The 25,520-nt window shown below is 61.9% G+C and carries 23 protein-coding genes; 11 read left to right on the top strand and 12 right to left on the bottom strand.

Translation table 11 applies throughout. From position 1 onward, the window contains the following. Positions 1-132: 132 nt before the first annotated feature. From BLU85_RS14625 to BLU85_RS14615, 3 genes are all read right to left on the bottom strand, one after another. Complete coding sequence (locus tag BLU85_RS14625) at positions 133-1,047, bottom strand: alpha/beta hydrolase (protein ID WP_170847583.1); 915 nt, start codon at positions 1,045-1,047, stop codon at positions 133-135. Positions 1,048-1,140: 93 nt separating this feature from the next. Beyond that, on the bottom strand, positions 1,141-1,848 hold the full coding sequence (locus BLU85_RS14620) for an NUDIX hydrolase (protein ID WP_092200224.1): 708 nt from the start codon (positions 1,846-1,848) through the stop codon (positions 1,141-1,143). Further along, positions 1,838-2,395 carry an adenylyltransferase/cytidyltransferase family protein gene (locus BLU85_RS14615; protein ID WP_092200227.1) on the bottom strand — a complete coding sequence of 186 codons (558 nt, stop codon included), beginning with the start codon at positions 2,393-2,395 and terminating at the stop codon, positions 1,838-1,840. The genes BLU85_RS14620 and BLU85_RS14615 overlap by 11 nt, the downstream gene beginning before the upstream one ends. A gap of 180 nt (positions 2,396-2,575) precedes the next feature. Here BLU85_RS14615 and BLU85_RS14610 point away from each other — a divergent pair, with 180 nt between their 5' ends. Genes BLU85_RS14610 through nudK form a run of 4 tightly spaced genes read left to right on the top strand, consistent with a single transcriptional unit; the run spans position 2,576 to position 5,936 of the window. Beyond that, positions 2,576-3,223 (top strand): nicotinamidase, encoded by a 648-nt coding sequence (locus BLU85_RS14610; RefSeq protein ID WP_092200230.1) that lies wholly within the window; start codon positions 2,576-2,578, stop codon positions 3,221-3,223. Positions 3,224-3,232: 9 nt separating this feature from the next. Continuing rightward, positions 3,233-4,462, top strand: a complete 1,230-nt coding sequence (pncB, locus tag BLU85_RS14605; RefSeq protein ID WP_092200233.1) for a nicotinate phosphoribosyltransferase — start codon at positions 3,233-3,235, stop codon at positions 4,460-4,462. A 1-nt stretch (position 4,463) separates the two neighbouring features. Beyond that, positions 4,464-5,297, top strand: a complete 834-nt coding sequence (nadE, locus tag BLU85_RS14600; RefSeq protein WP_092200236.1) for an ammonia-dependent NAD(+) synthetase — start codon at positions 4,464-4,466, stop codon at positions 5,295-5,297. 42 nt (positions 5,298-5,339) lie between these two features. Beyond that, positions 5,340-5,936 carry a GDP-mannose pyrophosphatase NudK gene (gene nudK / locus BLU85_RS14595; RefSeq protein ID WP_060739927.1) on the top strand — a complete coding sequence of 199 codons (597 nt, stop codon included), beginning with the start codon at positions 5,340-5,342 and terminating at the stop codon, positions 5,934-5,936. 13 nt (positions 5,937-5,949) lie between these two features. Here nudK and BLU85_RS14590 read toward each other — a convergent pair whose 3' ends face one another. Continuing rightward, a complete protein-coding gene (locus BLU85_RS14590) occupies positions 5,950-8,163 on the bottom strand; it encodes an LTA synthase family protein (protein ID WP_170847584.1) in 2,214 nt (737 codons plus the stop codon). Between the two features lie 335 nt (positions 8,164-8,498). Here BLU85_RS14590 and BLU85_RS14585 point away from each other — a divergent pair, with 335 nt between their 5' ends. Together BLU85_RS14585 and BLU85_RS14580 are read left to right on the top strand one after the other, a co-directional pair. Next, entirely contained in the window at positions 8,499-9,401 is a 903-nt protein-coding gene (locus tag BLU85_RS14585; RefSeq protein WP_092200242.1) for a LysR family transcriptional regulator, read from the top strand. 125 nt (positions 9,402-9,526) lie between these two features. Then, on the top strand, positions 9,527-10,153 hold the full coding sequence (locus BLU85_RS14580) for a glutathione S-transferase family protein (protein ID WP_092200245.1): 627 nt from the start codon (positions 9,527-9,529) through the stop codon (positions 10,151-10,153). Positions 10,154-10,314: 161 nt separating this feature from the next. On the opposite strand, the gene BLU85_RS14575 is transcribed toward BLU85_RS14580, so the two are convergent. From BLU85_RS14575 to BLU85_RS14540, 8 genes are read right to left on the bottom strand one after another with little or no spacing between them, the layout of a single operon-like run. Continuing rightward, the gene (locus BLU85_RS14575; protein WP_092200248.1) at positions 10,315-11,445 is read right to left on the bottom strand and encodes a glycosyltransferase family 4 protein; all 1,131 of its coding nucleotides are present in this window, start codon (positions 11,443-11,445) and stop codon (positions 10,315-10,317) included. After that, positions 11,446-12,576 carry a glycosyltransferase family 4 protein gene (locus BLU85_RS14570; RefSeq protein WP_092200251.1) on the bottom strand — a complete coding sequence of 377 codons (1,131 nt, stop codon included), beginning with the start codon at positions 12,574-12,576 and terminating at the stop codon, positions 11,446-11,448. Beyond that, the gene (locus BLU85_RS14565) at positions 12,567-13,934 is read right to left on the bottom strand and encodes a glycosyltransferase family 4 protein (RefSeq protein ID WP_092200254.1); all 1,368 of its coding nucleotides are present in this window, start codon (positions 13,932-13,934) and stop codon (positions 12,567-12,569) included. The genes BLU85_RS14570 and BLU85_RS14565 overlap by 10 nt, the downstream gene beginning before the upstream one ends. Further along, on the bottom strand, positions 13,931-15,196 hold the full coding sequence (locus BLU85_RS14560; protein ID WP_092200257.1) for an ABC transporter ATP-binding protein: 1,266 nt from the start codon (positions 15,194-15,196) through the stop codon (positions 13,931-13,933). The genes BLU85_RS14565 and BLU85_RS14560 overlap by 4 nt, the downstream gene beginning before the upstream one ends. Next, on the bottom strand, positions 15,196-15,993 hold the full coding sequence (locus BLU85_RS14555) for an ABC transporter permease (RefSeq protein ID WP_092200260.1): 798 nt from the start codon (positions 15,991-15,993) through the stop codon (positions 15,196-15,198). Before BLU85_RS14555 ends, BLU85_RS14560 begins: the two co-directional genes overlap by 1 nt. After that, entirely contained in the window at positions 15,993-17,435 is a 1,443-nt protein-coding gene (locus BLU85_RS14550) for a mannose-1-phosphate guanylyltransferase/mannose-6-phosphate isomerase (RefSeq protein WP_092200264.1), read from the bottom strand. Before BLU85_RS14550 ends, BLU85_RS14555 begins: the two co-directional genes overlap by 1 nt. Positions 17,436-17,438: 3 nt before the next feature. After that, entirely contained in the window at positions 17,439-18,407 is a 969-nt protein-coding gene (gmd, locus tag BLU85_RS14545) for a GDP-mannose 4,6-dehydratase (protein ID WP_060739937.1), read from the bottom strand. Continuing rightward, a complete protein-coding gene (locus BLU85_RS14540; protein ID WP_092200267.1) occupies positions 18,404-19,318 on the bottom strand; it encodes a GDP-mannose 4,6-dehydratase in 915 nt (304 codons plus the stop codon). Before BLU85_RS14540 ends, gmd begins: the two co-directional genes overlap by 4 nt. Positions 19,319-19,742: 424 nt before the next feature. On the opposite strand from BLU85_RS14540, the gene BLU85_RS14530 reads away from it, so the two are divergent. Genes BLU85_RS14530 through BLU85_RS14510 form a run of 5 tightly spaced genes read left to right on the top strand, consistent with a single transcriptional unit; the run spans position 19,743 to position 25,459 of the window. Then, on the top strand, positions 19,743-21,356 hold the full coding sequence (locus BLU85_RS14530; RefSeq protein WP_092200273.1) for a glycosyltransferase: 1,614 nt from the start codon (positions 19,743-19,745) through the stop codon (positions 21,354-21,356). Further along, positions 21,350-22,642 carry a glycosyltransferase gene (locus BLU85_RS14525; RefSeq protein ID WP_092200276.1) on the top strand — a complete coding sequence of 431 codons (1,293 nt, stop codon included), beginning with the start codon at positions 21,350-21,352 and terminating at the stop codon, positions 22,640-22,642. Before BLU85_RS14530 ends, BLU85_RS14525 begins: the two co-directional genes overlap by 7 nt. Further along, positions 22,639-23,502, top strand: coding sequence for a class I SAM-dependent methyltransferase (locus BLU85_RS14520; protein ID WP_092200279.1), 864 nt, complete (start codon positions 22,639-22,641; stop codon positions 23,500-23,502). The genes BLU85_RS14525 and BLU85_RS14520 overlap by 4 nt, the downstream gene beginning before the upstream one ends. Continuing rightward, positions 23,499-24,653, top strand: coding sequence for an acyltransferase family protein (locus tag BLU85_RS14515; RefSeq protein WP_092200282.1), 1,155 nt, complete (start codon positions 23,499-23,501; stop codon positions 24,651-24,653). The genes BLU85_RS14520 and BLU85_RS14515 overlap by 4 nt, the downstream gene beginning before the upstream one ends. After that, the gene (locus BLU85_RS14510) at positions 24,647-25,459 is read left to right on the top strand and encodes a class I SAM-dependent methyltransferase (RefSeq protein ID WP_072407604.1); all 813 of its coding nucleotides are present in this window, start codon (positions 24,647-24,649) and stop codon (positions 25,457-25,459) included. Before BLU85_RS14515 ends, BLU85_RS14510 begins: the two co-directional genes overlap by 7 nt. Positions 25,460-25,520 lie beyond the last annotated feature (61 nt).

Raw genomic sequence — 25,520 nt, 5'->3', positions numbered from 1 at the left:
TTATTTTCGTTGCCTGTGCTTAACGCAAAAACGCACGGCGGCTTTGGCAAACTGGGATTGCAGGAAACCGCTGGCCATCGTTGCACCTCATTGATAGGCGCTACACGCAACGCGGCGCCAGTGCACGTGTCGCTAGCGGCCCAAGCGCTTAGCCACGTCGGTATCCAGTCTCGCCATAAAGCGTTCAACCTCCTCGGTGTAGGCGCCGGGGGTGCCGAGCAGTTGGTTGATTTCCTTATGGGTCATGCCTTGCTCCAGCACGCTGACGCTGACGGTTAGCGCGGTGGCATGGGTGGCAAACAGGTGCGCCTGCTCGCAGGCTACGTCGCGTCGGGTGGAGCACACAGCGAGCATTGGCGTCGCGCCATTCGCCAGTACGTAGGATGGCGAGGTTTGTTGCCAGTAGGTGGGGTCGCTGCCGAAGGCTTCGTCGTAGAAGCGCATATGCCGCGCTTGCATGATCTTTTCCACGTCCAGTGCGGCGCTGTCCAATGCGACGGTGCCGAGCCACGGTTTGACGCCTTGGGCGGCTGCCAACGAGGGGGAGGCCGCCAGGAGCGCGACCAGATGCGCTCCAGCCGAATGGCCCATGACGATCACATGGTTAGCCGAACCGCCCCAACTTGCGGCGTTGGCTTGCGTCATTGCTAGCGCCTTTGCCACTTCCTGGGCTTGTTGCAGGGGCTTGGTGTCCGGCAGCAGCGGGTAGTTGGCGCAGACGAAGATAAACCCCTTTGCCACCCAGCGGCTGACCTTATTGGCCACCACTTGCTGGGCGGTTTTGTCGCCGGTTCGCCAGGCGCCGCCATGCACCATAAAAATGATCGGAGCATTGCTGGGCTTGCGGGGCAGGTAGACATCCAGGCGTTCTCGGGTGTTGGGGCCGTAGGGGAGATCTTTTAGTAGCGTAGCGCCGGCGGGGAGTTTCAGTGGGGCGCTGTCTTGCTGGCGTTCGGCGCGGCGCTCTTTGATGGCGTCCATCAAAGGGCCAGCGAGGGCGATTTCCGACAGCAAGAGAAGGGCGCAGACGCGAAGGATGAATGACATACAAGGCTCCGAGTGGATAGGGCAGTGCTTATACGTTGTGGTCCACTTAACACCTGCGAATAATCACCAGCATTTGCGCTGGCCCGCTAAGCCCTACTCCAGAAAACAACGATCAAAAAGATAAACGCTTCCCGGCTTGAGGTTTTCCACCGTGCGTTGCGGGCGGCCGCCGTCGCCGCTTTTCTTGCGGCCGGTTTCCTGCAAATAACCCGCCTCGGTCATCTTCAGCAAACGCTGGCGCATGCTGGTCTTGAGCACCGGGCGGTCGAGTACCACGGAGAAAATGCTCACCGCTTCCGGCGCGCTGAATTCCGGGCCCAGGAACATCAGCGGCAGGCTGCTGTAGAGAGCCTTGGACAGCAATCGCTCCTGGACGGCGGCCACCAGGCTGTTGTGGTCGAAAGGGAGTTTGATCGAGGCGTCGGCGACATCCTTGAGGGGAAAAAACCCCTGGTGTTCGGCGAGCTGGACCGCCTCGCTGACAATCGCCAGGTAGAACGTCGAGGATGACCAGCAGCGTGGGTCGCGGAAGGCGTCGCCGACGGTGCCCACCTGTTCGATCCAGGCCAGCGGCATGCCCACTTTGCTCGAGCTACGCAGGCGCTCCACGGCGTCGTTCAGCGTGAGATCTTCGACGCCACCATTGACCACGATCCCGGGTAGCGCCCAATGGCCGGCGAATGGCTCGGCTTCCCGTCGGTTCAGGAGGATTTCCAGCGCCTGGGTCTCCCGGCAGAAGCGCAGCACACAGAGGTCGATGGTGTGCAGGTAACCGCGGGCGGGGGCTGTGCTAGTGGGCATGTCGATTTCCGTGGGTAGCGTAAAGGTCATAGTTTAACGGGTTCATGCCGGGGGCCATCCAGTGGGTGGGAAGCGGCTCGCCCAAGGCCAGTCGTTCGCGAACCAAGGTGCTGCGCACGTGGATCTTTTCCTCCACGCGAAGGATGGAAAAACGCTCCAGCAGTTCCTGCCCTCGATAGAAGGTCGGCAGCTGATCCGCGACATCCTGGCCCACCACCAGCGCGATCCGCTTGCCGTCCAGAGCCAGGCTGTCGGCGAGATGGGTGAGGAGGGTGTAGCTGTAGATCGCGCCTTCAACGCCGCGGGCCACGACCTGTTCCACCCGGCTTGCACGCACTTCGGCGCGGCACAGCGGCTGAACGTTCTCGACGATCGATTCCAGCCAGTTCAGGCGCACCTCGTAGTCGACCATCTGCTTGCCGTAGGGATGCCGCAGGCTTGGGACCACCAGCACGCGCCTGGCTTGGCATGAGGCCTCGATCATCACCTGGGCATGACCGGCGTGAGGGGGATTGAAGGCGCCGCCATAAAGGGCTATCTCGAACATGGCTCATCCTCTTTTGGTACATGACATGTACTCTATCAGTAAAATCTTTTCTTTGGGAACCTGCTTCTGTCGCGCCATTTGGATTGGATAGAAAGAACGCATCAAAAATATTTTCTACGAATGCTTGTTATGAAAGTACACCTTGTGTACTCTCGTGGCCATGAAGAGGAGAAACCCAGCATGAACAGCCTGACCCGGAAAACCGCTTCCTTCGATGTCGATGCGCAAAAGAGCTTCACGCCGCTATGTCCCGATGAGCTTCCGGTGCCGGGCGGTGACCAGATTGCCGGTGAGCTGAATTTCATCGCGTCCCTGGCCAGCCTCCGTATCGGCAGCAAGGACGCCCATTCGCCCCTGGCCCCGTGGGTGGTCGCCGATCACGCACAGATGTTCGTGCCCACCGGGCTCGAGCACGCCGACATCACCTGGGTCAGCCACTGCGTCCCTGGTACCGAAGGTTTCGCCCTGCTGGATCAACTGCCGACCCCCTACGACTACGACTATTTCATCTGGAAGGGTGTCGAGCCGGATTTGCACCCGTACGGCGCCTGCTACCACGACCTGCACGGCAAGCTGTCCACCGGGGTGATCGAATACCTGAGGGGCCTGGGTGTCGAGCAGGTCATTGTCGGCGGGCTGGCGCTGGATTTCTGCGTCAAGACCACCGCTCTGCAACTGGCCGCCGCCGGCTTCAAGGTGATCATTCACCTCCCGGCTTGCCGGGCCATCAGTGAGGAGGGCGCCCTTCAGGCCATCCAAGACATGCAGCAAGCGGGGATCTCGGTTGCCGCGACCCGCGAAGAAACCATTCGCCTGGCAAACGCATAAGGAAAAGACATGGACAGTGCATTCGATTCAAGCAGCGGCACCATCCAGAGTCTTCTGGATACCGACTACTACACCTTCACCATGATGCAGGCGGTCTTGCACCAGCACCCGAATGTCGAGGTGGAATACCAGTTCATCGTGCGTTCCAAGGAGCGGCTCGGTCACCTGATCCCGGACATTCGTGTCGAACTGGAGAAGCTCGCCGGGTTGCAGTTGCGCGAGGGGGAGCAGCGGTTTCTGTTCAACAAGCGTTTCCGTGAGTACCTGACCCCGGACTTCGAACAGTTTCTCGGCCTGTTTCGCTTCAATTTGCGCTACATCCACGTTTCGGAAGTCGATGGCCAACTGCACATCCGCGTCCGTGGGCCGATGCTGCATTGCATCATGTTCGAGCAACCGGTATTGGCGATGGTCAGCGAACTGCGCAACCGCGAGAAATACCCCGAGGTCGAGTTGGCCGACGTCACCCGCAAGCTGTACCAGAAGTTCGAATGGCTGGAGAAAAATGCCAGTCGTGAAGAACTTGCCGAGTTTCGCGTTTCAGACTTCTCCACCCGGCGGCGGCTGTCGTTCAGGGCCCAGCGTGAAGTGGTGAATGTGATGCGCAGCGATTTCCCTGGGGTCTTTGTCGGCACCAGTAACGCTCACCTGGCGTACGAGTTCGATCTGCCCCTGATCGGCACCATGGCTCACCAATGGCTGATGGTGCACCAGCAACTCGGGCGCTTGCGCGAGAGCCAGAACGCGGCGTTGGAAAATTGGGTGCGCGAATATCGCGGCCGCCTCGGTATCGCCCTGACGGACTGCATCAGCACCGACTTTTTCCTCAAGGATTTCGACCTGTACTTTGCCAAGCTCTATGACGGCCTGCGCCAGGATTCCGGTGACCCGATCGTCTGGGCCGACAAGGTGTTGGGGCGCTACCAGGAACTGGGCATCGATCCACGCACCAAGGACCTGATGTTCTCCGATGGCCTCAACTTCGAAAAGTGCCTGCCGATCCTGCGGCATGTTCGTGGCAAGGCCAAATTCGGTTTTGGCATGGGCACCAGCCTGGCTTGCGATGTCGACGGTGTCGAACCGCTGAGCATCGTCATGAAACTGGTGCGGGTCCACGGCGAACCGGTGGTGAAGTTCTCTGACGACCCGATCAAGAACGTCTGCGAGGATGCCTCGTTTCTGCGGTACGCCGCCCAAGTGTTCAACGTCGCCCTGATCAATCCACAGTTGGGAGCTTGATATGACTTCGTTTCAGCAAGAGAGCATTGCCCGGGAACTGGGCATCGACCGCCAACTCACACGGGGCGGCGAAGCAACCGAGATTGCCCGCCGCGTCGAGTTCATAAAGCAGATCGTGCGCGAGTCGGGTTGCCAGTCCCTGGTCCTGGGGATCAGTGGCGGCGTCGACTCCCTCACCGCCGGCCGCCTCTGCCAGTTGTCGGTGGAGCAACTGCGGGGTGAGGACTACGCGGCGCGGTTTATCGCCGTCCGGCTGCCATACAAGGCCCAGGCCGATGAGCAGGACGCCCAGGCTTCCCTGGATTTCATCCGGCCGGACGTGATCACCACCAGCAACATCGCCGCGTGTGTCGACGGGCTGATGGGCAGCCTCGCCATCGATGGCTTGCAGCCTTCGGCCGAACTCACCGACTTTGCCAAAGGCAACGCCAAGGCCCGGGCACGGATGCTGGCGCAATACGCCATTGCCAATCTGAGCGACGGGTTGGTGGTGGGCACCGATCATGGGGCAGAGGCGGTGATGGGGTTTTTCACCAAGTTCGGCGACGGCGCGTGCGACCTGGCACCGTTGTCCGGGCTGACGAAGACCCAGGTGAGGTTGTTGGCCGACGCGATGGGCGCCCCCGCGCACCTGGTGCGCAAGGCGCCGACCGCGGACCTGGAAGACCTGGCGCCCGGCAAGTTGGATGAAGTGGCGTATGGCTGCAGCTACGAGGAAATCGATGCGTACCTGATGGGCCAAGAGGTGTCGCCCCAGGCGCGGCAGATCATTGAACGCGCCTACCTCAAGACAGCCCACAAACGCGCGTTGCCACGCGTGCCTGCATCGTTGTAATAGAGTTCTAATGGGACCTTTGGCCTTGAACGGAGTGGGTAAATGACACAGGCAATCAGCATCAAGGATCGCGTACGCATCAAGCACGTCGAAGTCCTCTCGGACGATTGGTACGTGCTGCGCAAGACCACCTACGACTACCTCGGCCGCAACGGCCAATGGCGCGAACTGACGCGCGAGACCTATGACCGGGGCAACGGCGCCACCATCCTGCTGTACAGCAAGGCCAAGCAAACGGTGGTGTTGACCCGGCAGTTTCGCTTCCCGGCCTTCGTCAACGGGCACGATGACCTGTTGATAGAAACCTGCGCCGGCCTGTTGGACAACGACGACCCGCACACCTGTATCCGCAAGGAAACCCAGGAGGAAACCGGCTACATCATCCAGGACGTGCGCAAGGTGTTCGACGCCTTCATGAGCCCGGGCTCGGTGACTGAGCGGGTGCATTTTTTCGTCGGCGAATATTTCGACGAAGACAAGCAGCACGAAGGCGGTGGCCTTGAAGCCGAGGGCGAAGAGATCGAAGTGCTGGAGCTGTCCCTCGACCAGGCCTTGGGCATGATCGAGAGCGGAGAGATCTGCGACGGCAAGACCATCATGTTGTTGCAGTACGCCAAGCTGCATCGGCTGCTGGATTAGCCGCGTTTTTTGTTCAACTGGATTGGGCCTCGCTGTCTTCCTGCATATCGTCCAGGTATTGCGGCTGGTCCATCTGGTCCGGCAGTTCGGTCACGACGCTGAAGTCGCTGATCTCGATGGCGCCGACGCCATGGCCGAGCAGATGGAAGGAAAACGCCTTGCGCTGCTGTGGGTTGTCGAAACTGATGTTCATCACCAGAGGCTGGTCGGGTGTCACCGCCACCTCGGTCGGCAGGTCCATCGACACATCCTGCTCGAACTCCTTGGCCTTGAGGGAAATGTAGGCGGCATGGTCTGCCTCCACCGCGCGGATGGTCAGGCTGACGCGGGTCTGTGAACCCTTCGGCATTTCCAGGTATTGGGCACCGATCAGGTTATCGGTCCAGTCGTTGGTGACCTGGGCCGGCAGCGGGATTTTATCGGCGCTGCCGAACTGGTAGTGCTGGTTCAGGGGCGTGCGCATCAGGGTCTGGTCCAGGGCCGTGGCCCGGGCGCTGATCAATCGGGCGCGCTGGCCGCTGTATTGTCCGCCGTAGGTGGCGCGGTCGGCGATGAAACCTTCGCTGCTGTAGTAACGGCAATGCTGGAGGAAATCGCATTCGGTGAATGTGCCCTTGCCGTCGTGGTAGCGCAGCTTGCCGTTGGTGAACGACATGATTTCCCGGCCCGTCGGGTAGTCCCTGAACATCGAGCGACCGGACAACGACGTGGGCACCGTGAAGCCGAAGTAATCGAGGATCGAGGCGGTGAGGTCCACATGGCCGTAGGTGCCTGACTTGATCCGGGGCAACGGTTCCGGCGCCAGCGTCAGGTTGAACCCCCAGGACGAGGCCAGCCGCACATCGTCGATGCCATGGGATTCGTCCGAGGTGATGACCACCAGGGTGTTGTCGAGGATGCCCTGGCGCTCGAGGCCTGACAGGAAGTTGTCCAGCGCATCGTCCAGGTAACCCACCGCTGCCTGCTTGGCGGTGTCGTAGCGTTGCAGGTAGTCATCCGGTGCCGAGTACGGCTGGTGGGTGCCCACGGTCAGCAGGGTCAGCATCCACGGTTTGTCCGCCTGCTGGAGTTGTCCGACGTAATCCAGTGCGCCTTCGAAGAACGTCTTGTCGTCCTTGCCCCAGGGAAACTCCAGATAGGCAGGCCGGGTAAACCACTCCATGCCCAGGGTCGTGTCAAAGCCGATGTGCGGCATGATCCGGTCCTTGGCCATGAACCGCAGGCCCGCGCCCTGGAGGAAATGCGTGGAAAAGCCGTTCTGGCGCAACTGGGCCGGCAGGCAGGCCTGGTTGCGCTGGGTCTGGTTGAGCATTTCGACGCCTTTGGGCGTGCCGTCGTCGAGCTTGTCGTAGTCGCCACACAGCATCGCGTACAAGCCACGAATGGTCTGGTGGCTGTGCAGGACGTAATCGGGAGTGTTCATGCCACGCTCGGCCCAGGCGCTGAGATTGGGCATCAGGTTTTCCTGATAGCGGCTGTTCAGGGCCTGGCGGTTGGCACTCACGTAGGCGCCGGGAATGCCCTCCAGGGCGATGACCAGAACGTTGCGCGCACGCCCCGGTTCGGCCAGCAGCCTGTTGCCATCGAGGTCCAGGCGGGTCAGCCCCGCCATGGGCGGGGCGGGGTCCACGGCGTCGCCGTCGAGCCATTGCCGGGCTTGGTCCTGCCCGGCGGCGATACCTGCGGTGACGAGTTGGTGAGGCAGGTTGAACACGTTCCATTGGTCCGCTTCACTGGGACGCCAGGCTTGCAGCGCGCCATGGCTCAGCAGGAGCAACACCGGCACGGCCCAGGCGTGGCGAGGCAAGCGTGGCGCCCGGTGTGGGCGGCGGGTCCATTGGGTCATCAGCCAGAACGCCAGCGCGGCCAACTGGATCGCGGCCAGCCACGGATGGGCGAAGCCGCCGCTGGTGGAGTTTTCAACGAACTGCGGGTCGGTCAGGTAATGAATGTCCGAAGGATTGGGCATCCGCCCCACCGCACTGACCAATTCGATGCTGGCCAGCGTCAATGCGCTCCAGGCCAGCAATACCGGCAGTACCAGCCACCAGGGACGACGGTAAAGCAACGCGATCAGTAACCCACCGACGCCCAGATCCGACAGATAGCCCAGCGGGTCGGACCAGCCCAGGGCGAGACGCAGGCCCATGGGAACGAGTAATACGCAGCCGATCAGGGTGATGAGGGCGGCGCGGGGGTGGGTTGAAGCGCGATAAATGATATTCACGAGAAACGGGCCTTTCAGTTGAAGCCAATCCATTGAACGACATACCCACCCTGTGGGAGCGAGCTTGCTCGCGATAGCGGTGCGTCAGTCCATATGGCGTATGACTGACTGACGCCATCGCGAGCAAGCTCGCTCCCACAGGAGGTGCTTCCTTCGGTCATGAAACTGTCATGAGGCGGGATGGTACCAAGGGCCATCGCCGCTGGTCCGGCCAATGTCCCGGTGTCCGGCTGCGCTAGGCTGTGGTTCACTGGCGCAGGCCTCTACAATGGCGGCGCAGCGCTGCTTTTGAGGCGCGCGGAAAACTTGTATCAGGATTTCTCATCGGGGGATGGATGGACAGGTTCCAGGAAATGCAGGTTTTTCTCGCCGTGGCCCAGGAGTCGGGGTTTTCGGCGGCGGCGCGACGCCTGGGCCTGTCGGCGGCCAGTGTCACGCGGGCGGTGGCAGGGTTGGAACAACGCATCGGCACGCCATTGCTGGTGCGCACCACCCGCAATGTGTACCTGAGTGAAGCCGGTCAGCGCTTTCTCGAGGACTGCCGGCGGATCCTGAGCGATTTGCAGGAAGCCGAGGATTCGGCGGCCGGTAGCCACGTCCAGCCCCGTGGGCAATTGACGATCACCGCGCCGGTGCTGTTCGGCCAGTCGTTCGTCACGCCGCTGCTGGTGGATTATCTGCATCGGTTCCCCGAGGTCAGCATCAACGCTTTGTTGTTGGACCGCACGGTCAGCCTGGTGGAGGAGGGCATCGACGTTGCCCTGCGCATTGGCGAACTGCCGGACAGCAACCTGCACGCGGTGCGGGTCGGCGAAGTACGGCGAGTGGTGTGCGGTTCCCCGGACTTCTTCGCACGCCACGGGCGGCCCCGGCATCCGGATGACCTGGAGCGAATGCCCGTGGTCGCGTCGTCGGCCATTGGCCAGGTCAAAAGCTGGACCTTCATCGACTCAGGCCAAGCGTTGGCCGTCCGGCCCGTGCCCAGGCTGGTGGTGACGGCTAACCAGGCGGCGATCACCGCCGCTTGCCAGGGGTTGGGGATGACGCGAGTCCTGTCTTACCAAGTGGCGGGCAACGTGGCCGCCGGCGAACTGGAAATCGTCCTGGCCGATTTCGAATTGCCGCCTCTGCCGATCCATGTGGTGTACCAGGGCGGACGCAATGCGCCGGCGCGGGTCCGCAGTTTTGTCGATTTTGTCGTCAGCGCATTGCGCGAACATCCGGCCTTGAGCGACTGATGTATTGTTTCTCTTGCTGAAATAATGGATTGCGTTTCTGGGTGATTCTCTTGTTTTGGCCCGGAGCGGAAGATGACCCCATCGACGCCGTTGTGCTGATGGCGTCACTTCCTGCGGAGTCGACCATGAACCCTATCAAGCACTATCACTTCCCGCTGTCCGGCCATTCCCATCGTGTTCAATTGATGCTTTCGTTGCTCGGGCTACCGGTCGAAGAGGTCTTCGTCGACTTGGCCAAGGGCGCGCACAAACAGGCGGACTTCCTCGCGCTCAATGCGTTTGGCCAGGTACCGGTCATTGACGATGACGGCGTGGTGCTGGCGGACTCCAACGCGATCCTGGTGTACCTGGCGCACAAATATGGCAAGGGCCGCTGGCTGCCCACCGATCCAGTCGGCGTCGCGCAGGTGCAGCGCTGGTTGTCGGCGGCGGCCGGGCCGATCCATGCGGGGCCGGCCACGGCACGACTGATCACGGTGTTTGGCGCGGCCTACAACGCCGAGGACGTGATTGCCCGTTCCCACGCTGTGCTGAAAGTCATTGATCAGGAATTGAGCCGTCGTGATTTTCTGGCGGGTGATACGGCGACTGTCGCGGACATCGCCGGCTACAGCTACATCGCCCACGCACCGGAAGGCAATGTGTCGTTGGAGGACTATGCCCATGTGCGGGCCTGGCTGGCGCGGATCGAAGCCTTGCCCGGGTTCGTGGGCATGCCGCGTACGGTTGCCGGGTTGCAAAAGCACGCCTGAGCATTTGAATGGGGCGCTGTTTGACGGGGGCGCTTGCTCCCGCTGGGTTGCGCTGTAGGAGCTGCCGAAGGCTGCGATCTTTTGATTTTGATCTTTCGCTCGCGACTCAATTGTCTGGGACAAGATCGCAGCCTCGTTGCACTCGACAGCTCCTACGGGCCCTAGGCGTAGGAAAGCGCCTTTTCCTCCAGCAGTTCCTCGTACAACTGCACCCACTTTTGGCCCATCTCTTCGGAGGTGAACAACTGGCGGTAACGGGCTTCGGCCTTGACGCCCATTGCCTGGGCCTGAGCCGGGTTTTCCCACAGGGTGCGCATCGCCTCGCGGAAAGCCTCGGGGTTACTGGGTGGCACCACCAGGCCGGTTTCGCCGTGGATGTTGATGTAGCTGGTGCCGGTGCCGATTTCGCTGGAGATCATCGGCTTGCCGAACATCGCGCCTTCGAGCAGGGAGATGCCAAAGGCTTCGGAGCGCAGGTGCGAAGGGAACACGATGGCATAACTCAGTTCCAGCAATGCGACCTTGTCTTCGTCCCCCAGGCGCCCGAGGAAATGCACGTTACGCAGGCCCAGTTTCGTGGCCTGGGCATGCAGTTGTTTTTCCAGTGGGCCGGCGCCCAGGATGACGACGGGGTAATCCACGCCTTTGAGGGCGTCGAGCAGAATGTGCAGGCCTTTGTAATAACGCATCACCCCCACGAACAAAAAGAAACGCTCGCCCAGTTTTGCCTTCCACTGCGCCATGCGCTCGGCGTCAGGCTGTGGATAACTGCTCTTGTTCAGGCCGTAGGTGATGATTCGCGTCTTGTCGCTGTATTCCTTGAGCACATCGCTGGTGTGAACATAGTTCGGCGAGGCCGCGACGATACGGTCAGCGCCGCCCAGGAAGCGTCGCATCAGCGGCCGGTAGAGCTTGAGCAGGTGCCGTTGGCGAACGATGTCCGAATGGTAGGTCACGACATAGGGTTTTTTCACGGCACTGCAAAAGTGCACCAGGTCCATGAACGGCCAGGGGAAGTGGTAGTTGATCACGTCCGCTTCGGCGGCCAGCTCACGGAATTTCTTGAACACGCTGTAGGAGAAACCGGTGGACGCCAGTTGGAAGTCCATCCGGGCCTGGTGGACGACATGCTGTCGAAGCAGGATCGGTTCTGGTGATGGCTGCCCGCTCAGGGCCAACACGGTGTTATCGATGCTCAGCCGATCAGTGCTGTCGCAGAGTTGAAAAATCACCTGTTCGATGCCACCCATGGAATCAGGCAAATAGGTTTTGTAGAAGTGCAGGACTCGCATTCAACCTCCCAAGGCCTGGCGATACGCGTGGGCAGTGACCTTTGCACAACGTTCCCAGGAAAACAGCGCCGCCTGTTGCAATCCCGCCTCCCGGCACGCCTGCCAGTGCAGGCGATCCTCAATCAACCGCTCCATGGCGTCGCGCATGCCGTGCGGATCGTCGGGTTCGCAATAGATACCGGCTGGCCCGGCCACTTCCGGCATCGCCGAGCAGCGGGTGGTGATCACCGGTGTGCCACTGGCCATGGCTTCAAGCACCGGCAGACCAAAGCCTTCGTAGTACGACGGGAACACCAGTGCCCGTGCCCCCGCCAACAATTGGGCGACCTGTTCGTCAGGCAGGTAACCCGCCAGACAAACATGACCGCCAGCCAGGGCGCGTTTCAACTCATCATTGAGCTGCGCTTGTTGCCATCCGCTCATTCCTACAATGAACAAAGGAAAAGCCTGACGTAGGGATTCAGGGAGCCCGGCGTGGGCGCGCAGGGCCAACGACAGGTTCTTGCGTGGTTCCAGGGTGCCGACGCAGAGAAAGTATCGGCCATGCTCCAGGCCATGGGCCTTGAGCACGGCGTCGATCGCTTCCGGTTCGCGCGGGTGGAAACGTGCCGCGATCCCCAGTGGCGCGACCCTCAGGCGCTCGGCGGGCAGGCCGAAATACTGCTGGGCTTCATCGGCGATGAACTGCGAGTCGGTCAGGATCAGCTGCGCCTGTTCCACCGCGCGGCTGAGTCGTCGCTCGATTTCCTTCAGGCGTGCCGGTGGTTGCGTCTCGGGGTAGCGCAGGTGCGTCAGGTCATGGAGGGTGATCACCGTCGGCCCTTCGAAGGCCAGCGGCCAAAGGCTGGGCTCGTGATACAGGTCGATAGCCTTCGAACGGCCTTGATCGAAGCGTTTCTGCTCCAGCCAGCGCCGCGCCTGGTAGGCGCCCGGAACCCGTCGCAGCAAGGGGCTCAGCCTTGAATAGCCAGGCTTGGCCGTTGGCGGCAATTGCGGGCTCCAGCCCCAACCGTGGAACAGTGACAACTGTACATCCGGCTCCTGGGTCAAGGCCGTCGCCAGTTCCGCCACGTAGTGGCCGATGCCGGTGCGTGGCGCCTGGAGAATGCGCGCGTTGAGGGCTATCCGCATGCTGTTTCCCGGTCGATGATGACTTCGTTAACGTGGCCCTCGATCCTTTCTACCAGTTGCGCACTGGCTTGGCGCCAGCTCAGCCATTGCCATTGATCCAGGTTGCGCCTGGCCGGGAATACCCCGGTGTGTTCCATGTCGATGACCAGGTTCGCCAGACTTTGGGGATCGTCGAGATCGAAGTAGACCATGAAGTCACCGCCGATTTCCCGAAACACGGGGATATCGCTGCCCATCGCCGGCAAGCCGCGTTGCATGGCCTCCACCAACGGCAGGCCGAAGCCCTCCACGTAGGACGGGAACACCAGCGCGGTGGAGTGTCGATAGGCGTGTTCCAGGCTTTGGTCCGCCAGGTGGTTGAACATGAACAGGCGGCTGCCGAGCTGTGGATGACGCTGGATACGTTCGATCAGCGCTTCGCATTTCCAGCCGATTTTCCCGACGATGCATAACCGTGCTTGTGAACCGGCGGCCCAGGCCCGCTCGAACGCATCGATCAGGTAGGCGTGGTTTTTGCGCGGTTCGATGGTGCTGACCATCAGGAATACCGGCTCGGGTCGATTGAACAGCCGCAGCAAGTTCGGGTCGACGGCGTGAGCGTCGTCGATCAGGTCCAGTTCGCTGCCCAAGTGGAAATAGTCGAACCAGCGCTCGCGCACCTGCTGCTCGCCAATACGCCGGACCATTTCCTGGCGAAGCTGGTCGCGGATGGTGGTGGAGATGGCGATGTAGCCGTCGGCGGTGCGGGCGATCCAGTCGAACCAATGGTTGAACACCTTGACCAGCCCGGCGTCGCAGAATTGTGGATGGGTCAGGGGAATCAGGTCATAGATCACCGAGATGATTCCGACGCCATCACGCTTGAGCTGTTCGGCCAGGGGAAAGAAACCTGAGTGCCAGGAAGAGTCCAGCAACACCAGTTGATCGCCGGCTCGATGTGCCAGCGGTACGCTGCGCGCCGGGGCAGGCTTGCGTTTGAGCAGGCGATCGAGGATTCGAATGGGGAGGCTCAGGCACCCCAGGGCGAACAGTCGGCAAGCAACGTACAAGACGCGACGTGCCCAGACCGAATGGCTGAAGGGGCGTTGTCGTTCGAGGGTCCGTTGCCTGAGCCAGAACAGATTGGCGAACTGGATCAAGCGTGCTCGCAGGCCGGCCAGATCCCATCCATTCGTGGGCAGGGGGGCCAGGCTTATCACTTCATACAGCTTGCCCTGCAGCATCACCACGGGAATGCATTCGCGGTCCTGGTCCTTGGCAGGCAATTCGCGAATGACATTGCGCACCACTCGCTGAATGCCGGAGTTGTCATTCGGGTGGTCGTATACGTAGGTGCAATCCACCAGCAAACGGCTCATGGCAACTCCTTTTGCGGCAACGCCTCGACGGCAATCTGGCTCGAACGCTGGATACTGGTCCGGGCCTGGAGCCAGGAGCAGCCGACGAAATCCTCCTGGCGATTATTGATGACGTGAAACACCAGCCCGTAGTCGCGCCATTCGAAATTACGGTCCAGGTGCGAGTCCAGTCGCGACAGGCTGAGCGCGACGGAGTAATTGCCCTTGCCCAGGCGCATGTCGAAACTGAAACGGAAGGTGATCTGTTCGCCGGCCTTGAGGTCGGTCACGGCTTTGTCCTGGCGATGGGTGTTGATGCCATACATGGGCTGGCCAAGGCGGTCCTTGATCAAAAAACCCAACACCAGCCGCTCGATGTCCTGGCGGATTTCAACCCGTACTTGCAACACCATCGGCTGGCCGATCTCGGCGACTTCCACCGACTGCCCCTGGCTGTTGAGCAATTGCACATCGACGATGCCGGCCTCGCCGGTGCCGGAGATCGTGCGTATCTGGCCGTTGGCGAGCATCTCCTGGCGAACCACCTGGCCCTCGCGCTGGGCCAGCATCGCGTTGTAATAATCCATCACCTCTTCCGGCTTGCCGCGCATGGCCATGCGCCCGTGTTCGAGCAGGATGGCGGTGTCGCAGATCGACTGGATCGCCGAGCGATCGTGGGACACGATCAGCAGCGTGGTACCGGCTTTGCGGAAACTGCGGATGCGCTCGAAGCTCTTGTGTTGGAAGTAGGCATCGCCCACCGACAGCGCTTCGTCGACGATCAGGATGTCCGGGCGTCGGGCGGTGGCAACGCTGAACGCCAGGCGCATCTGCATACCGCTGGAGTAGGTGCGCACCGGCTGGTCGATGGCCTCGCCGATTTCGGCGAACCCCTCGATCTCGGGCATCAACGCTTCGATTTCCTCCACGTGCATGCCCAGCAACTGACCAGCCATGAACGCATTCTGGCGACCGGTGAAGTCTGGATGAAAGCCCATGCCCAATTCCAGCAACGCGGCGACGCGGCCTTGCAATTGGATGTGGCCGCAGGTGGGTTGGGTGGTGCCGGTGATCATCTTGAGCAACGTGCTTTTGCCGGCACCGTTGACCCCGACGATGCCGACGGCTTCCCCGGGCTGGATCTCGAAGTCCACACCCTGCAGGATCCAGTGCAGTTGATGGCGCTGGCGAGAAAAGGGGACCAACCACTCGAACAGCCGGCTCCAGCGGTTCGGATACTGCTTGTAGGCCTTGCCCAGGCCGGTGACGCGCAAATGTCCCATCAGAGTTCATCCACCATTTCACCGCCGCGTCGGCGAAACATGCGCAGGCCCAAGGCACACAACAACAGGGCCACCACCAGCAACGGCACCAGCGAACTCCAGACCGGCCACTGATTATAGAGAAACAGGTTCTGGTAGCTCTGCATCAGGGCGGTCATGGGGTTGAAGGCGAGCAGTCGCTGGATCGATGGCGGCAGGATCGTCATCGGGTAAACGATCGGCGTGAGCCAGAACCAGAATTGCAGGCAAATGCCGAACAACTGCCCAACATCGCGGAAAAACACATTGAGGATCCCCAGCAGCATGCCCAGCCCGGCGGCGAACATCACTTGCAGGGCCAGCAGCGGCACCAGGGCCAGCAAGGTCATGCCTGGCCAGCGTCCGGTGATCAGCAGGAAACCGAGAAAGAGCCCGAGGATGATCGCGAAGTTGATCCCCGCGTTGAACAGCACGATCACCGGCAGGCAGATCCGCGGGAAGCTGATCTTTTTCAGCAGGTTGGCGTTTTCCAGGAACATGCCCTGGCTGCGGGTGGTGATTTCCGCGAACAACCCCCAGGTCAGCAGCCCGGCACAGAGGTAGACGCTGTAGGCCATGCCATCTTCGACCCCGGGCAGGCGGGCACGCATGATGTGGGAAAAAATCACCGTGTAGACGAGGATCATCGACAACGGGTTGAGCACCGTCCACAACGCGCCGAACAACGAGTTGCGATAGCGAGCCTGAAACTCGCGCTTGACGCTGCCCAGGACGAAGCCGCGGTAGCTCCACAGTGAGCGTTGCAAGGCCAACAGCATCAGACGGCCCTGCCGTAGTGGTCTTCGAAGCGGACGATGTCGTCTTCCCCGAGGTATTCGCCGCTCTGGACCTCGATGATGACCAGGTCGATGACACCGGGGTTTTCCAGGCGATGCTTGTGGCCGGCGGGAATGAATGTCGATTCGTTCTTGGCGACCAGGTGCGAGCCCGAGCCGTTATTGGTGACCTTGGCCATGCCTTCGACCACCACCCAGTGTTCGTTGCGGTGGTGGTGCATTTGCAGCGACAGCGATGCGCCAGGCTTGACCACGATGCGCTTGATCTTGAAACGTGGACCTTCTTCGAGAACCGTATAACTGCCCCATGGACGGCTGACCGTGCGATGCAGGCGATAGGCTTCGTGGTCCTTGTCCTTGAGTTGCCGGGCGACGCGACGAACATCCTGGGCGCGGTCGGCATGGGCCACCAGCACGGCGTCGGCGGTGTCGATGATGATCAGGTTTTCCACGCCCAGGGCGGCCACCAGGCGGCTGTCGCTCTGGACGAAGGTGTTCTGGCTGTCGATAAACAGGGCTTCACCGGTGGTGCGGTTGTTTTGCCCGTCGGCGGGTACCAGGCTGGCGATGGCGCTCCAGGAACCGATATCGCTCCAGTCGAAGGCGGCAGGGATCACCACGACATTGGCTGAGCGCTCCATCAGGGCGTAGTCGATGGAGATGTCCGGCATTTCGGCGAAATGCACCGGGGACAATTCCTGCTGTACACAACCTGAGGTTTCCACTGCCGTGCTGGCCGTGACACAGGCGCGCGCCTGTTCCAGCAGCTCGGGGGCGTGGGCGTGCAGCTCCGCCAACAGGGTCTTGACCGAGAAGCAGAACATCCCCGAATTCCACAGGAAACGGCCACTTTCCAGGTACTGGGTGGCGGTCTGCAAGTCGGGCTTTTCGACAAAGCGCACGACCTTGGCCGCGCCCTTGGTATCCAGGGGCTGGCCCCGTTCGATGTAGCCGAAGCCGGTTTCCGGCGCCGAGGGCAGCACGCCGAAGGTCACCAGATGGCCGTTTTTGGCCAGCTCCACGGCGTGCTCAACGGAGGCCTTGAAAGCCGCTTCGTCCTTGATCAAGTGATCGGCAGGCATGACCACCAGGATCGCCTCGTCGCCGTGCAGGGCCTGTACCGCGAGGGTGGCCGTGGCAATGGCCGGCGCGGTGTTGCGGCCCGTGGGTTCAAGTACGAAGTGACCGCGATAGCGCTCCAGGTGGGCGCTTTGATAATGATCGCGGCTCTGGAAGTAGTACTCGCGATTGGTGACGGTAACAATGTCGCCCCGGCCGTCGAACAACCCTGCCGCACGCCGATAGGTCTTGCCCAGCAGCGACTGGCCATCGGGCAAGAGCATGAAAGGCTTGGGATGGCCCTCGCGGGACACCGGCCACAACCTCGTCCCGGCACCGCCGGAGAGAATCACGGGAATGAGCATGGCCTACTCCTTGGCGACGCGTTTCATGTCCGCATCCATCATCATGCGGATCAGGGTGTCGAGGTCGGTCCGAGGCTTCCAGCCCAGGACGCGTTGTGCCTTGGCCGGGTTGCCGAGCAACACCTCGACTTCGGCCGGGCGGAAAAACGCCGGGTCGATCTTGACGAAGTCACGGTAGTCCAGGCCCACGTGTTCGAAGGCAATCCTGCACATCTCGCGCACGGTGGTGGTGACGCCGGTGGCCACCACGTAATCGTCGGGGCTGTCCTGTTGCAACATCAGCCACATGGCCTCGACGTAGTCGCCGGCAAAGCCCCAGTCGCGCTTGGCGTCGATATTGCCCAGGCGCAATTCCTGCTGCTTGCCCTGCTTGATGCGCGCAGCGGCATCGGTGACCTTGCGAGTCACGAACTCGATGCCGCGCAGCGGTGATTCGTGGTTGAACAGGATGCCGCTGCTGGCATGCAGGCCGAAGCTTTCCCGGTAGTTGACGGTGATCCAGTGGCCGTACAGTTTCGCCACGCCATAGGGGCTGCGCGGATAGAACGGGGTGTGCTCGTCCTGTTGCTCGGCCTGGATCAGGCCGAACATTTCGCTGGTGGAGGCCTGGTAGAAGCGGGTCTGCACACTGAACTGGCGAATGGCTTCGAGCAGGTGGGTAACCCCCAGCCCGTCGACGATGCCGGTGGTCACCGGCTGGTCCCAGGAGGCTGCGACGAAACTTTGCGCGGCCAGGTTATACACCTCGTCCGGCGCCGACTTGATCACCGCCCGCTGCACCGAGCAGGCATCGGCCATGTCACCGTCCAGGTAAACGATGTCCTGTTCGATGCCCATCTCTCGCAGCCGCCAGCGCGAGTCGCTGCTGCGTCGCGCCACCAGGCCGTGGACTTTGTAACCCTTGTCGAGCAGCAACTTGGCCAGATACGCGCCGTCCTGGCCGGTGATCCCTGTGATCAATGCACTTTTCATTCTTGTTGTACCCGTATCTCCCAGTCGGACAGGATCGTCCGCAAGGATTGTTGTGTTGTTGTTTCGGGCGTCCATCCGGTGGCCTGTCGTAGCTTGGCTGGGCTACCACAGACGCGACGCTGTTCTGCGCGGCGAAGACGCGCAGGGTCCTGGATAAGTTTCACATCGACCTGGGCGAGATCGCCCAGTTGTTCGATCAGGCTGCGAATGCTTTGCTCGCGCCCCGAGCAGATGTTGTAGACCTGCCCCGGGGCGCCTTTGTCCAGCAGGGCCAGGTAGGCCGAAATCACATCGCCGACATCGAGGAAGTCGCGGGTCACGTCGATATCGCCCACTTGCAGCCGGGCCGGTTGCAGGCCCAGCTTGATCCGGCTGATCTGCCGGGCGGCGCTGGCAATGACGAAGCTGTCCTTCTGGCCGGCACCGATGTGATTGAACGGGCGGGCCACCAGCACCGGCCAGCCTTCGCTCATGCCCCACTGCAGGCTCAGCAGTTCGGCCGACAGCTTGCTCACGGCATACGGGTTGCGCGGGGCGGGTGGTTGCAGTTCGGTAATCGGCAGTCGGTCTTCGCTGACCTGGCCATAGACATCACCGGAGCTGACATACAGGAACGTCCCGGTGAAACCCCGGGCCTTGAGGGCCTGGAGCAGGTTCAAGGTGCCCATCAGGTTGATGTGCAGGGTACGCGCCGGATCGCGAAAGGCTTCGGGCACAAAGGTTTGCCCGGCCAGGTGGATCACGGCGTCGGGAAGCTCGGGCCAGAGGCCCTCCAGAGTCTTGGCATCCATCAGGTCGTAGCGCGCGGCGACAGGCATCACCTGCCACGCCGAATCATGACCATTCAGTCGAGATTTGAGGTGACGTCCAACGAAACCGCCGAGGCCCGTAACGAACAGACGTTTTTTCAAGCTCCAGCCCCCTTGACGGTTGCTTCGTCTATTGCGAAATGAGTGAGAAATTTCCGTAAGATCGGGGAAAAGTCACTCTACGATCAGCCTAGAGAAGCGTTTGTTGTAGTTGTTTGGTTGCCAATCTGTGCCAATTCCGCAGCAATTTCAACAGCGCAAACCGTGACTGGTCAGTTCTCATATTTATAGCTGGTTTATTCTTGCCGGGCGGTTCACGAACCCTCGGCGGATGTGTTTAGAATGCCCCTCGTCACGCTGTCCCTGGTTTCGATCTTCGAGATGAACCCCAGGGGCGGGACCAAAAAAACAAGAACGAGACGGGTAGCGAGATGAGCGACGCGTGGCGGCCTCCGGGCCGGCTCGATGCGTGACTCGACCGTCATGAAGTGGGGCCGCCGGGACGGCGGCGCCATGATGGGATGCCATGAATTTCATTCTTTACTCGGACGTAAACGATCACTCCATCAGCCAGAGCCTCGGCCGCCCTGAGTACAGCTATTACTTCGTGCTCAAGGCCTATCGTCCCGTGCTGGAAAGCCTGGGGCCGGTGCATGTGGTGTCGTCGGTCGCCGAGGTCGATCCGCTGTATCGAACATTGCAGCAGGCCGGGCAGGACTGCTTGTTCCTTTCGTTTTCACCCCCGCACAAGACGCCGCAGGACCTGCTTTGCCCGATGGTCTGCGTGGTGGCCTGGGAGTTCGATTCGATCCCGGCCGAGCACTGGGACGACGACCTGCGGCATGACTGGAGTCGCACGCTGGCCCGTCATGGCCGGGTGATTACCTTGTCCAGCCATACGGCCGAGGCGATCCGCCGGACCTTGGGCGAGGATTTCCCGGTATTGGTATTGCCCACGCCGCTGTGGGAGCGTTTCGCGGCGGTTCGTGAGCGACACCCGAGCCTGCCGGTCAACCCGGGAGCGACCTTGCAGATCAAGGGCTGCATCATCGACAGCCGGCCCCTCGGGCTGTCGGCCGATGGCTTGATCGCGCCCATCCTCGAAGAAGTGCCGGAACCAGAGCCGGAACCGATCGTGGAGCCACCCCCTCTGACTTGGCGGCGGCGCGCATTCATTTCCCGCCATTACCTGCGCGAAGTCATCCGCGCCTTCACCGGCAAGCGCGAGCAGGGGCCCGTGTGGCTGTGCAAGCACAACCTGCTGTGCTGGTATCGCGAGGCGGTCCGCGACCTGGTGCCCGTGCCGGTGCGCGTTGCCACCAGCAGGATCCTGAGGGGGCCGGCAGCGCTGCCGGTGGCCGTCGAGCCCGTTCCAGAGCCTAGCCCCGAACCGGCGGCACCGGCACATCCCCAGGCCGTGCTGCCGGACACCCACCAAGTGGTGGAAACCGAAGTCAGCGGCGTGGTGTACGTCAGCGTGTTCAACCCCGATGACGGGCGCAAGAACTGGCATCAGTTGGTCACCGCATTCTGTTGGGCCCTGCGTGACGTCGAGGACGCCACGCTGGTGCTGAAGATGACCCAGAACGACCTGTCGACCTACTACGTCGAGCTGTTGACGCTGCTGTCCCAGCTGTCGCCGTTCAGTTGCCGGGTGGTGGTGATGCACGGTTACCTGGAGGACGAACAATTCGCCCGGCTGTATGGCGCGGCGAGTTTCTACGTCAATGCGTCCCGCTGCGAGGGCCTGTGCCTGCCGTTGATGGAGTTCATGTCCTGTGCACGCCCCGTCATCGCACCGGACCACACGGCAATGCGCGATTACATCGACGCCGAGGTGGCCTTCATCGTCAAGTCCAGCCGCGAACCGACCATCTGGCCGGAAGACTCGCGCATTTTGTATCGCACCCTGCGCCATCGACCCGACTGGGGCTCATTGAAACTCGCCTACCAGCAGAGCTACGCCATGGCCAAGCACCAGCCGCAGGCCTACCAGGCCATGGCCGCTGCCGCGAACGAGCGGATGCGCCGCTATTGCGCGTTCGCCCCGGTGCAGCGGCGCCTGGCGGATTTCCTGGCGGAGCCAGGCTGTGACGAAGGGCTGCCGCTGGCGGTCCAGGCAGGTAGCGCCTCATGTTGATCATCATTTATTCGGAAACCAACCAGAGCAACATTCTGGAAAACCTCGGCAAGCCCGAGTACAGCTATTACTTCGTGCTCAAGGAGTTTCGCCCGGTGCTGGAGCGGTTGGGGCGGGTGGTCGAAGTGACCCGGCCTGACGAAGAGGTCGATCAGTTGTACGCCGATTGCCTGGGGCGTGGCGAGGAGTGCGTATTCCTGTCGTTTTCACCGCCTCATCGCACCGCTGCCCACTACGCCTGCCCGACGATCCCGGTGTTCGCCTGGGAATTCAGCACCATTCCTACCGAAAGCTGGCAGGGCGAGGCCCGGCACGACTGGCGAGTGGTCTTGGGCGAGACCGGCATGGCAATCACCCATTCCAGCTTCACCGTCAACACCGTTCGTGAGGTAATGGGCGCGGACTTTCCCATCGCCGCTGTCGCCGCGCCGGTATGGGACCGCTTTGCCGCCCGTGGCGCGGTGCTGGCCCAGCGGCCGACCGTGGATCACATGCGCCTGCAATTGCGTGGCCTGCTGATCGACAGTCGCACCACCGACCTGCGGCCTTATGGCCCACCGGTGCATCAGGCCGGCACGCCGCTGGTGCTGGACGGCCCGGCCGGGGATTGCGAGTTACTGCTGGACGGTGTGATCTATACCTCGGTGTTCAATCCCTACGACGGGCGCAAGAACTGGAAGGACATGATCAGCGCATTTTGCGCGACGTTTCGCGATGTTCCTGACGCCACCCTGGTGCTCAAGCTGACTCACCACGATGTCGGCGCCGCGCTCACCGACATGCTCCATCATGTCTACAAGAACCAGTCGTACCGCTGCCGCATCGTGCTGATTCACGGTTACCTGGCGGACGCGGACTACGAACGGCTGGTGGAAGCCACCCGGTACGTGGTCAACAGTTCCTATGGCGAAGGGCAGTGCCTGCCGTTGATGGAGTTCATGTCCTGCGGCCGTCCGGCGATTGCGCCGTTGAACACGGCGATGGCCGACTACATCGATCACGACAATGCCTTCGTGGTGGATTCGACCGAGGAACTGACCGCCTGGCCCCACGACCCGCGTGCGGCTTACCGGACCCTGCGTTATGTCACCGATTGGGACTCGCTGTGCTCGGCCTATCTCGCCAGCTACGACGTGGCTAAAAATGATCCCGAGCGTTATCGCCGCATGTCGGCCCATGCCGTGCGCAGCCTGGAGAAATTCTGCAGCCAGGCCAACGCCGAGCAGCGTTTGCGGGCGTTTTTCGAACAACTGTCCGAGCGGCGCCGGAACGCGGCGCAGCCATGATCCGGCGATGGCTGGCCGGGCGCAGGCCAGTGGCGCCTCCGCCACCAGTAGCCGTTTCGCCCCGGGATGCCGGCCTGTACGACGCGATGCTCGACGGCTGGTTTCGCAGTGAAACCGGCGAATTGCTCAAGGGCTTTGCCATCACGGCCGGCGATACCTTGCTGGATGTGGGCTGCGGCGAAGGTGTGGCGACGCTGTTTGCCATGCGCCAGGGCGCGTCCGTGATCTTTACCGACAGCGAACAGGACAAGGTGCGCGACCTGGCTCGCCAAGTAGAGGCCCAGGCCGCCGCGCCGTTCCTGGGGTTGGTCAGCAACAGCCTGCCGCTGCCCCTGGCCGATGGCTGTGCGAACAGGATCGTCTGCATGGAGGTGCTCGAGCATATCCATGAGCCCGAGCCGTTCATGGCCGAGCTGGTGCGCATGGGCCGCCCCGGGGCGCAGTATCTGCTCAGCGTGCCGGCCTCGGTGGGCGAGCATTTGCAGCAAGGCATCGCGCCGCCGGGCTATTTTCAAGCGCCCAACCATGTGCAGATCTTCAGTGCCGAACGATTCGCCGCGCTGGTGGAGAACGCTGGGCTGGTGATCGAGCATCGCCAGGCCAGCGGGTTTTTCTGGGTCATGGGCATGATTTTCTTCTGGGCCAGCGAACGAGCGGCTGGCCGGGACCTCGAGGGTGCCGTGCGCGACCGTATCCAGGCACCGTATCCACCGTTGATGGAGCGTTGGGCGAGCCTCTGGCAGGACATGCTGACGCAACCCGACGGCCTGGTGATCAAGCAGGTGCTGGACCGGTTCATGCCCAAGAGCCAGGTCATCATCGCGCGTAAACCCGATCCTTCTTCCGGGAGTACTTCATGAGCGGCAAGCGGATCCTGGACATCGAATTGCTGCGCGCCGTTGCGGTGATTGGCGTGCTGTTCCATCACCTGCAAGGCATGCCGTTTCCTGGCGGATGGCCGCGCCTGGCGGCCCTGGCCGACAGTTTCCAGCTGTGGTGGGGCGTGGACCTGTTTTTCGCGATCTCCGGGTTCGTCATCGGGCGCAGCCTGATCCCGCAATTGCGTCGCTGCGACAGCCCCCGGCAATTCTGGGCTGTCACCCGGGAGTTCTGGATTCGCCGGGCCTTTCGCCTGTTGCCGTCGGCCTGGCTCTGGCTGCTGCTGGTGTTGTTCGCGGTGTTCTTCCTGAACCGTTCCGGCGCGTTCGGCAGCGTGCAGGCCAACCTGCAGGCGACCCTGGCCGGTTTCCTGCAATTCGCCAACCTGCGTTTTGCCGATGCGTTCATGCAGTATGAATACGGCGCGAGCTTCGTGTACTGGACGCTGTCGTTGGAAGAGCAGTTCTATTTGATCCTGCCGCTGCTGGTATTCGTCTCGCGTCGCTATTTGGTGTGGGTGCTGCTGGCGGTGGTGCTCGTGCAGTTTTTCACCTGGCGGGGGCTGTGGCTGTCGGTGATCCGTACCGATGCCTTGGCGCTGGGTGTGTTGTTGTCGATCTGGAGCCTGCGGCCCAGCTACTGGCGCTTCGAGCCCACGTGGCTGCGCCGCCCGCCCCTGGGTGTGCTGCTGGTGCTGGGCCTTGGTGGCGTGATGGCCTGGATCGCGACCGAGCACTTCAATTTGTCGTTCTACCGTCTCGGGGTCATTGCGGTGTTCAGCGCCGTGCTGGTCTGGGTGGCCTCTTACGATCGGGATTACCTGTTGCCCCGCGGTCGGCTGAAAACGGCGCTGACCTGGGTGGGCAGTCGTTCCTACGGGATCTACCTGATCCACATCCCGGTGTTTTTCCTGTTGCGCGAGTTGTGGTTTCGTTTCGTCCCCTTGGGCTCGCCGGACCCGGCAAGCCATCCCTGGCCGGCCCTGGCGTGTGCGTTGTTGCTGATCGGGCTGTTGAGCGAACTCAACTACCGTTGGGTCGAAATGCCCATGCGCAATCGTGGCGCCCGGTTGGTCGAACGCCTGTCCGCCGCCCGAACCGTCCTTCCTGTTTCTGGAGCCCCGTCATGCTGAGCCTTTTGAAGAAACTCACCACGGGCACGCCCGCGCCCGCCGAACCGGTGGCCGAGAAAGTCGACCCGTACATGCTCGGGCTGCACGATGCGATGCTCAGCGGCTGGTTCAACCAGCAAACCGGCGAACTGTTCACGGGTTTCCCTGTGACGCCTGAGGACACGTTGCTGGACGTGGGGTGCGGCGACGGCGGCAACGTGCATTTTTGCGGAATGCGTGGGGCGAAGATCATCATCGCCGACATCGACGCGGCCAAGGTCGAAGCCACGCGCCAGCGCTTGAGCGACACCCCTGCGCGCGGCGTCGAGTGCCATGTGACCGACTGCAACCCGCTGCCCATTGCCGATGCCACGGCCACCCGGGTAGTGTCCACCGAAGTCATCGAGCACGTCGACGACCCGGCGCAGTTCCTCGCTGAACTGGTACGGGTCGGCCAGCCCGGCGCGCTGTACCTGCTGAGCGTGCCGCACCCCAGCTCCGAAGACCTGCAAAAAGACATCGCCGCGCCGGAGTATTTCCGCAAGCCCAACCACATTCGCATCATCAGTGAAGAGCAGTTCAAGGCCATGGTCAGCGAGGCCGGGCTGGAGGTGTTGAGCCACAGCCAATACGGGTTCTATTGGTCGATGTGGATGCTGTTGTTCTGGGAGGCCAAGGTCGACTTCAGCAACGCCGACCACCCGTTGCTCAATCACTGGGCCGACACCTGGCAAGCGGTACTGAACTCACCGCGCGGGGCGCAGATCAAGCAAGCGCTGGACGCGGTGGTGGCCAAGAGTCAGGTGATTATTGCGCGTAAGCCTTGATGACGTTGGTAGGCCTCAAACCCTGTGGGAGCGAGCTTGCTCGCTCCCACAATGACGCGCT

It is taken from the genome of Pseudomonas sp. NFACC14 (genome assembly GCF_900106885.1).
In the GTDB taxonomy this organism is placed as follows: domain Bacteria; phylum Pseudomonadota; class Gammaproteobacteria; order Pseudomonadales; family Pseudomonadaceae; genus Aquipseudomonas; species Aquipseudomonas fluorescens_AA.
This window is presented reverse-complemented; position numbering and strand designations above follow the sequence as displayed.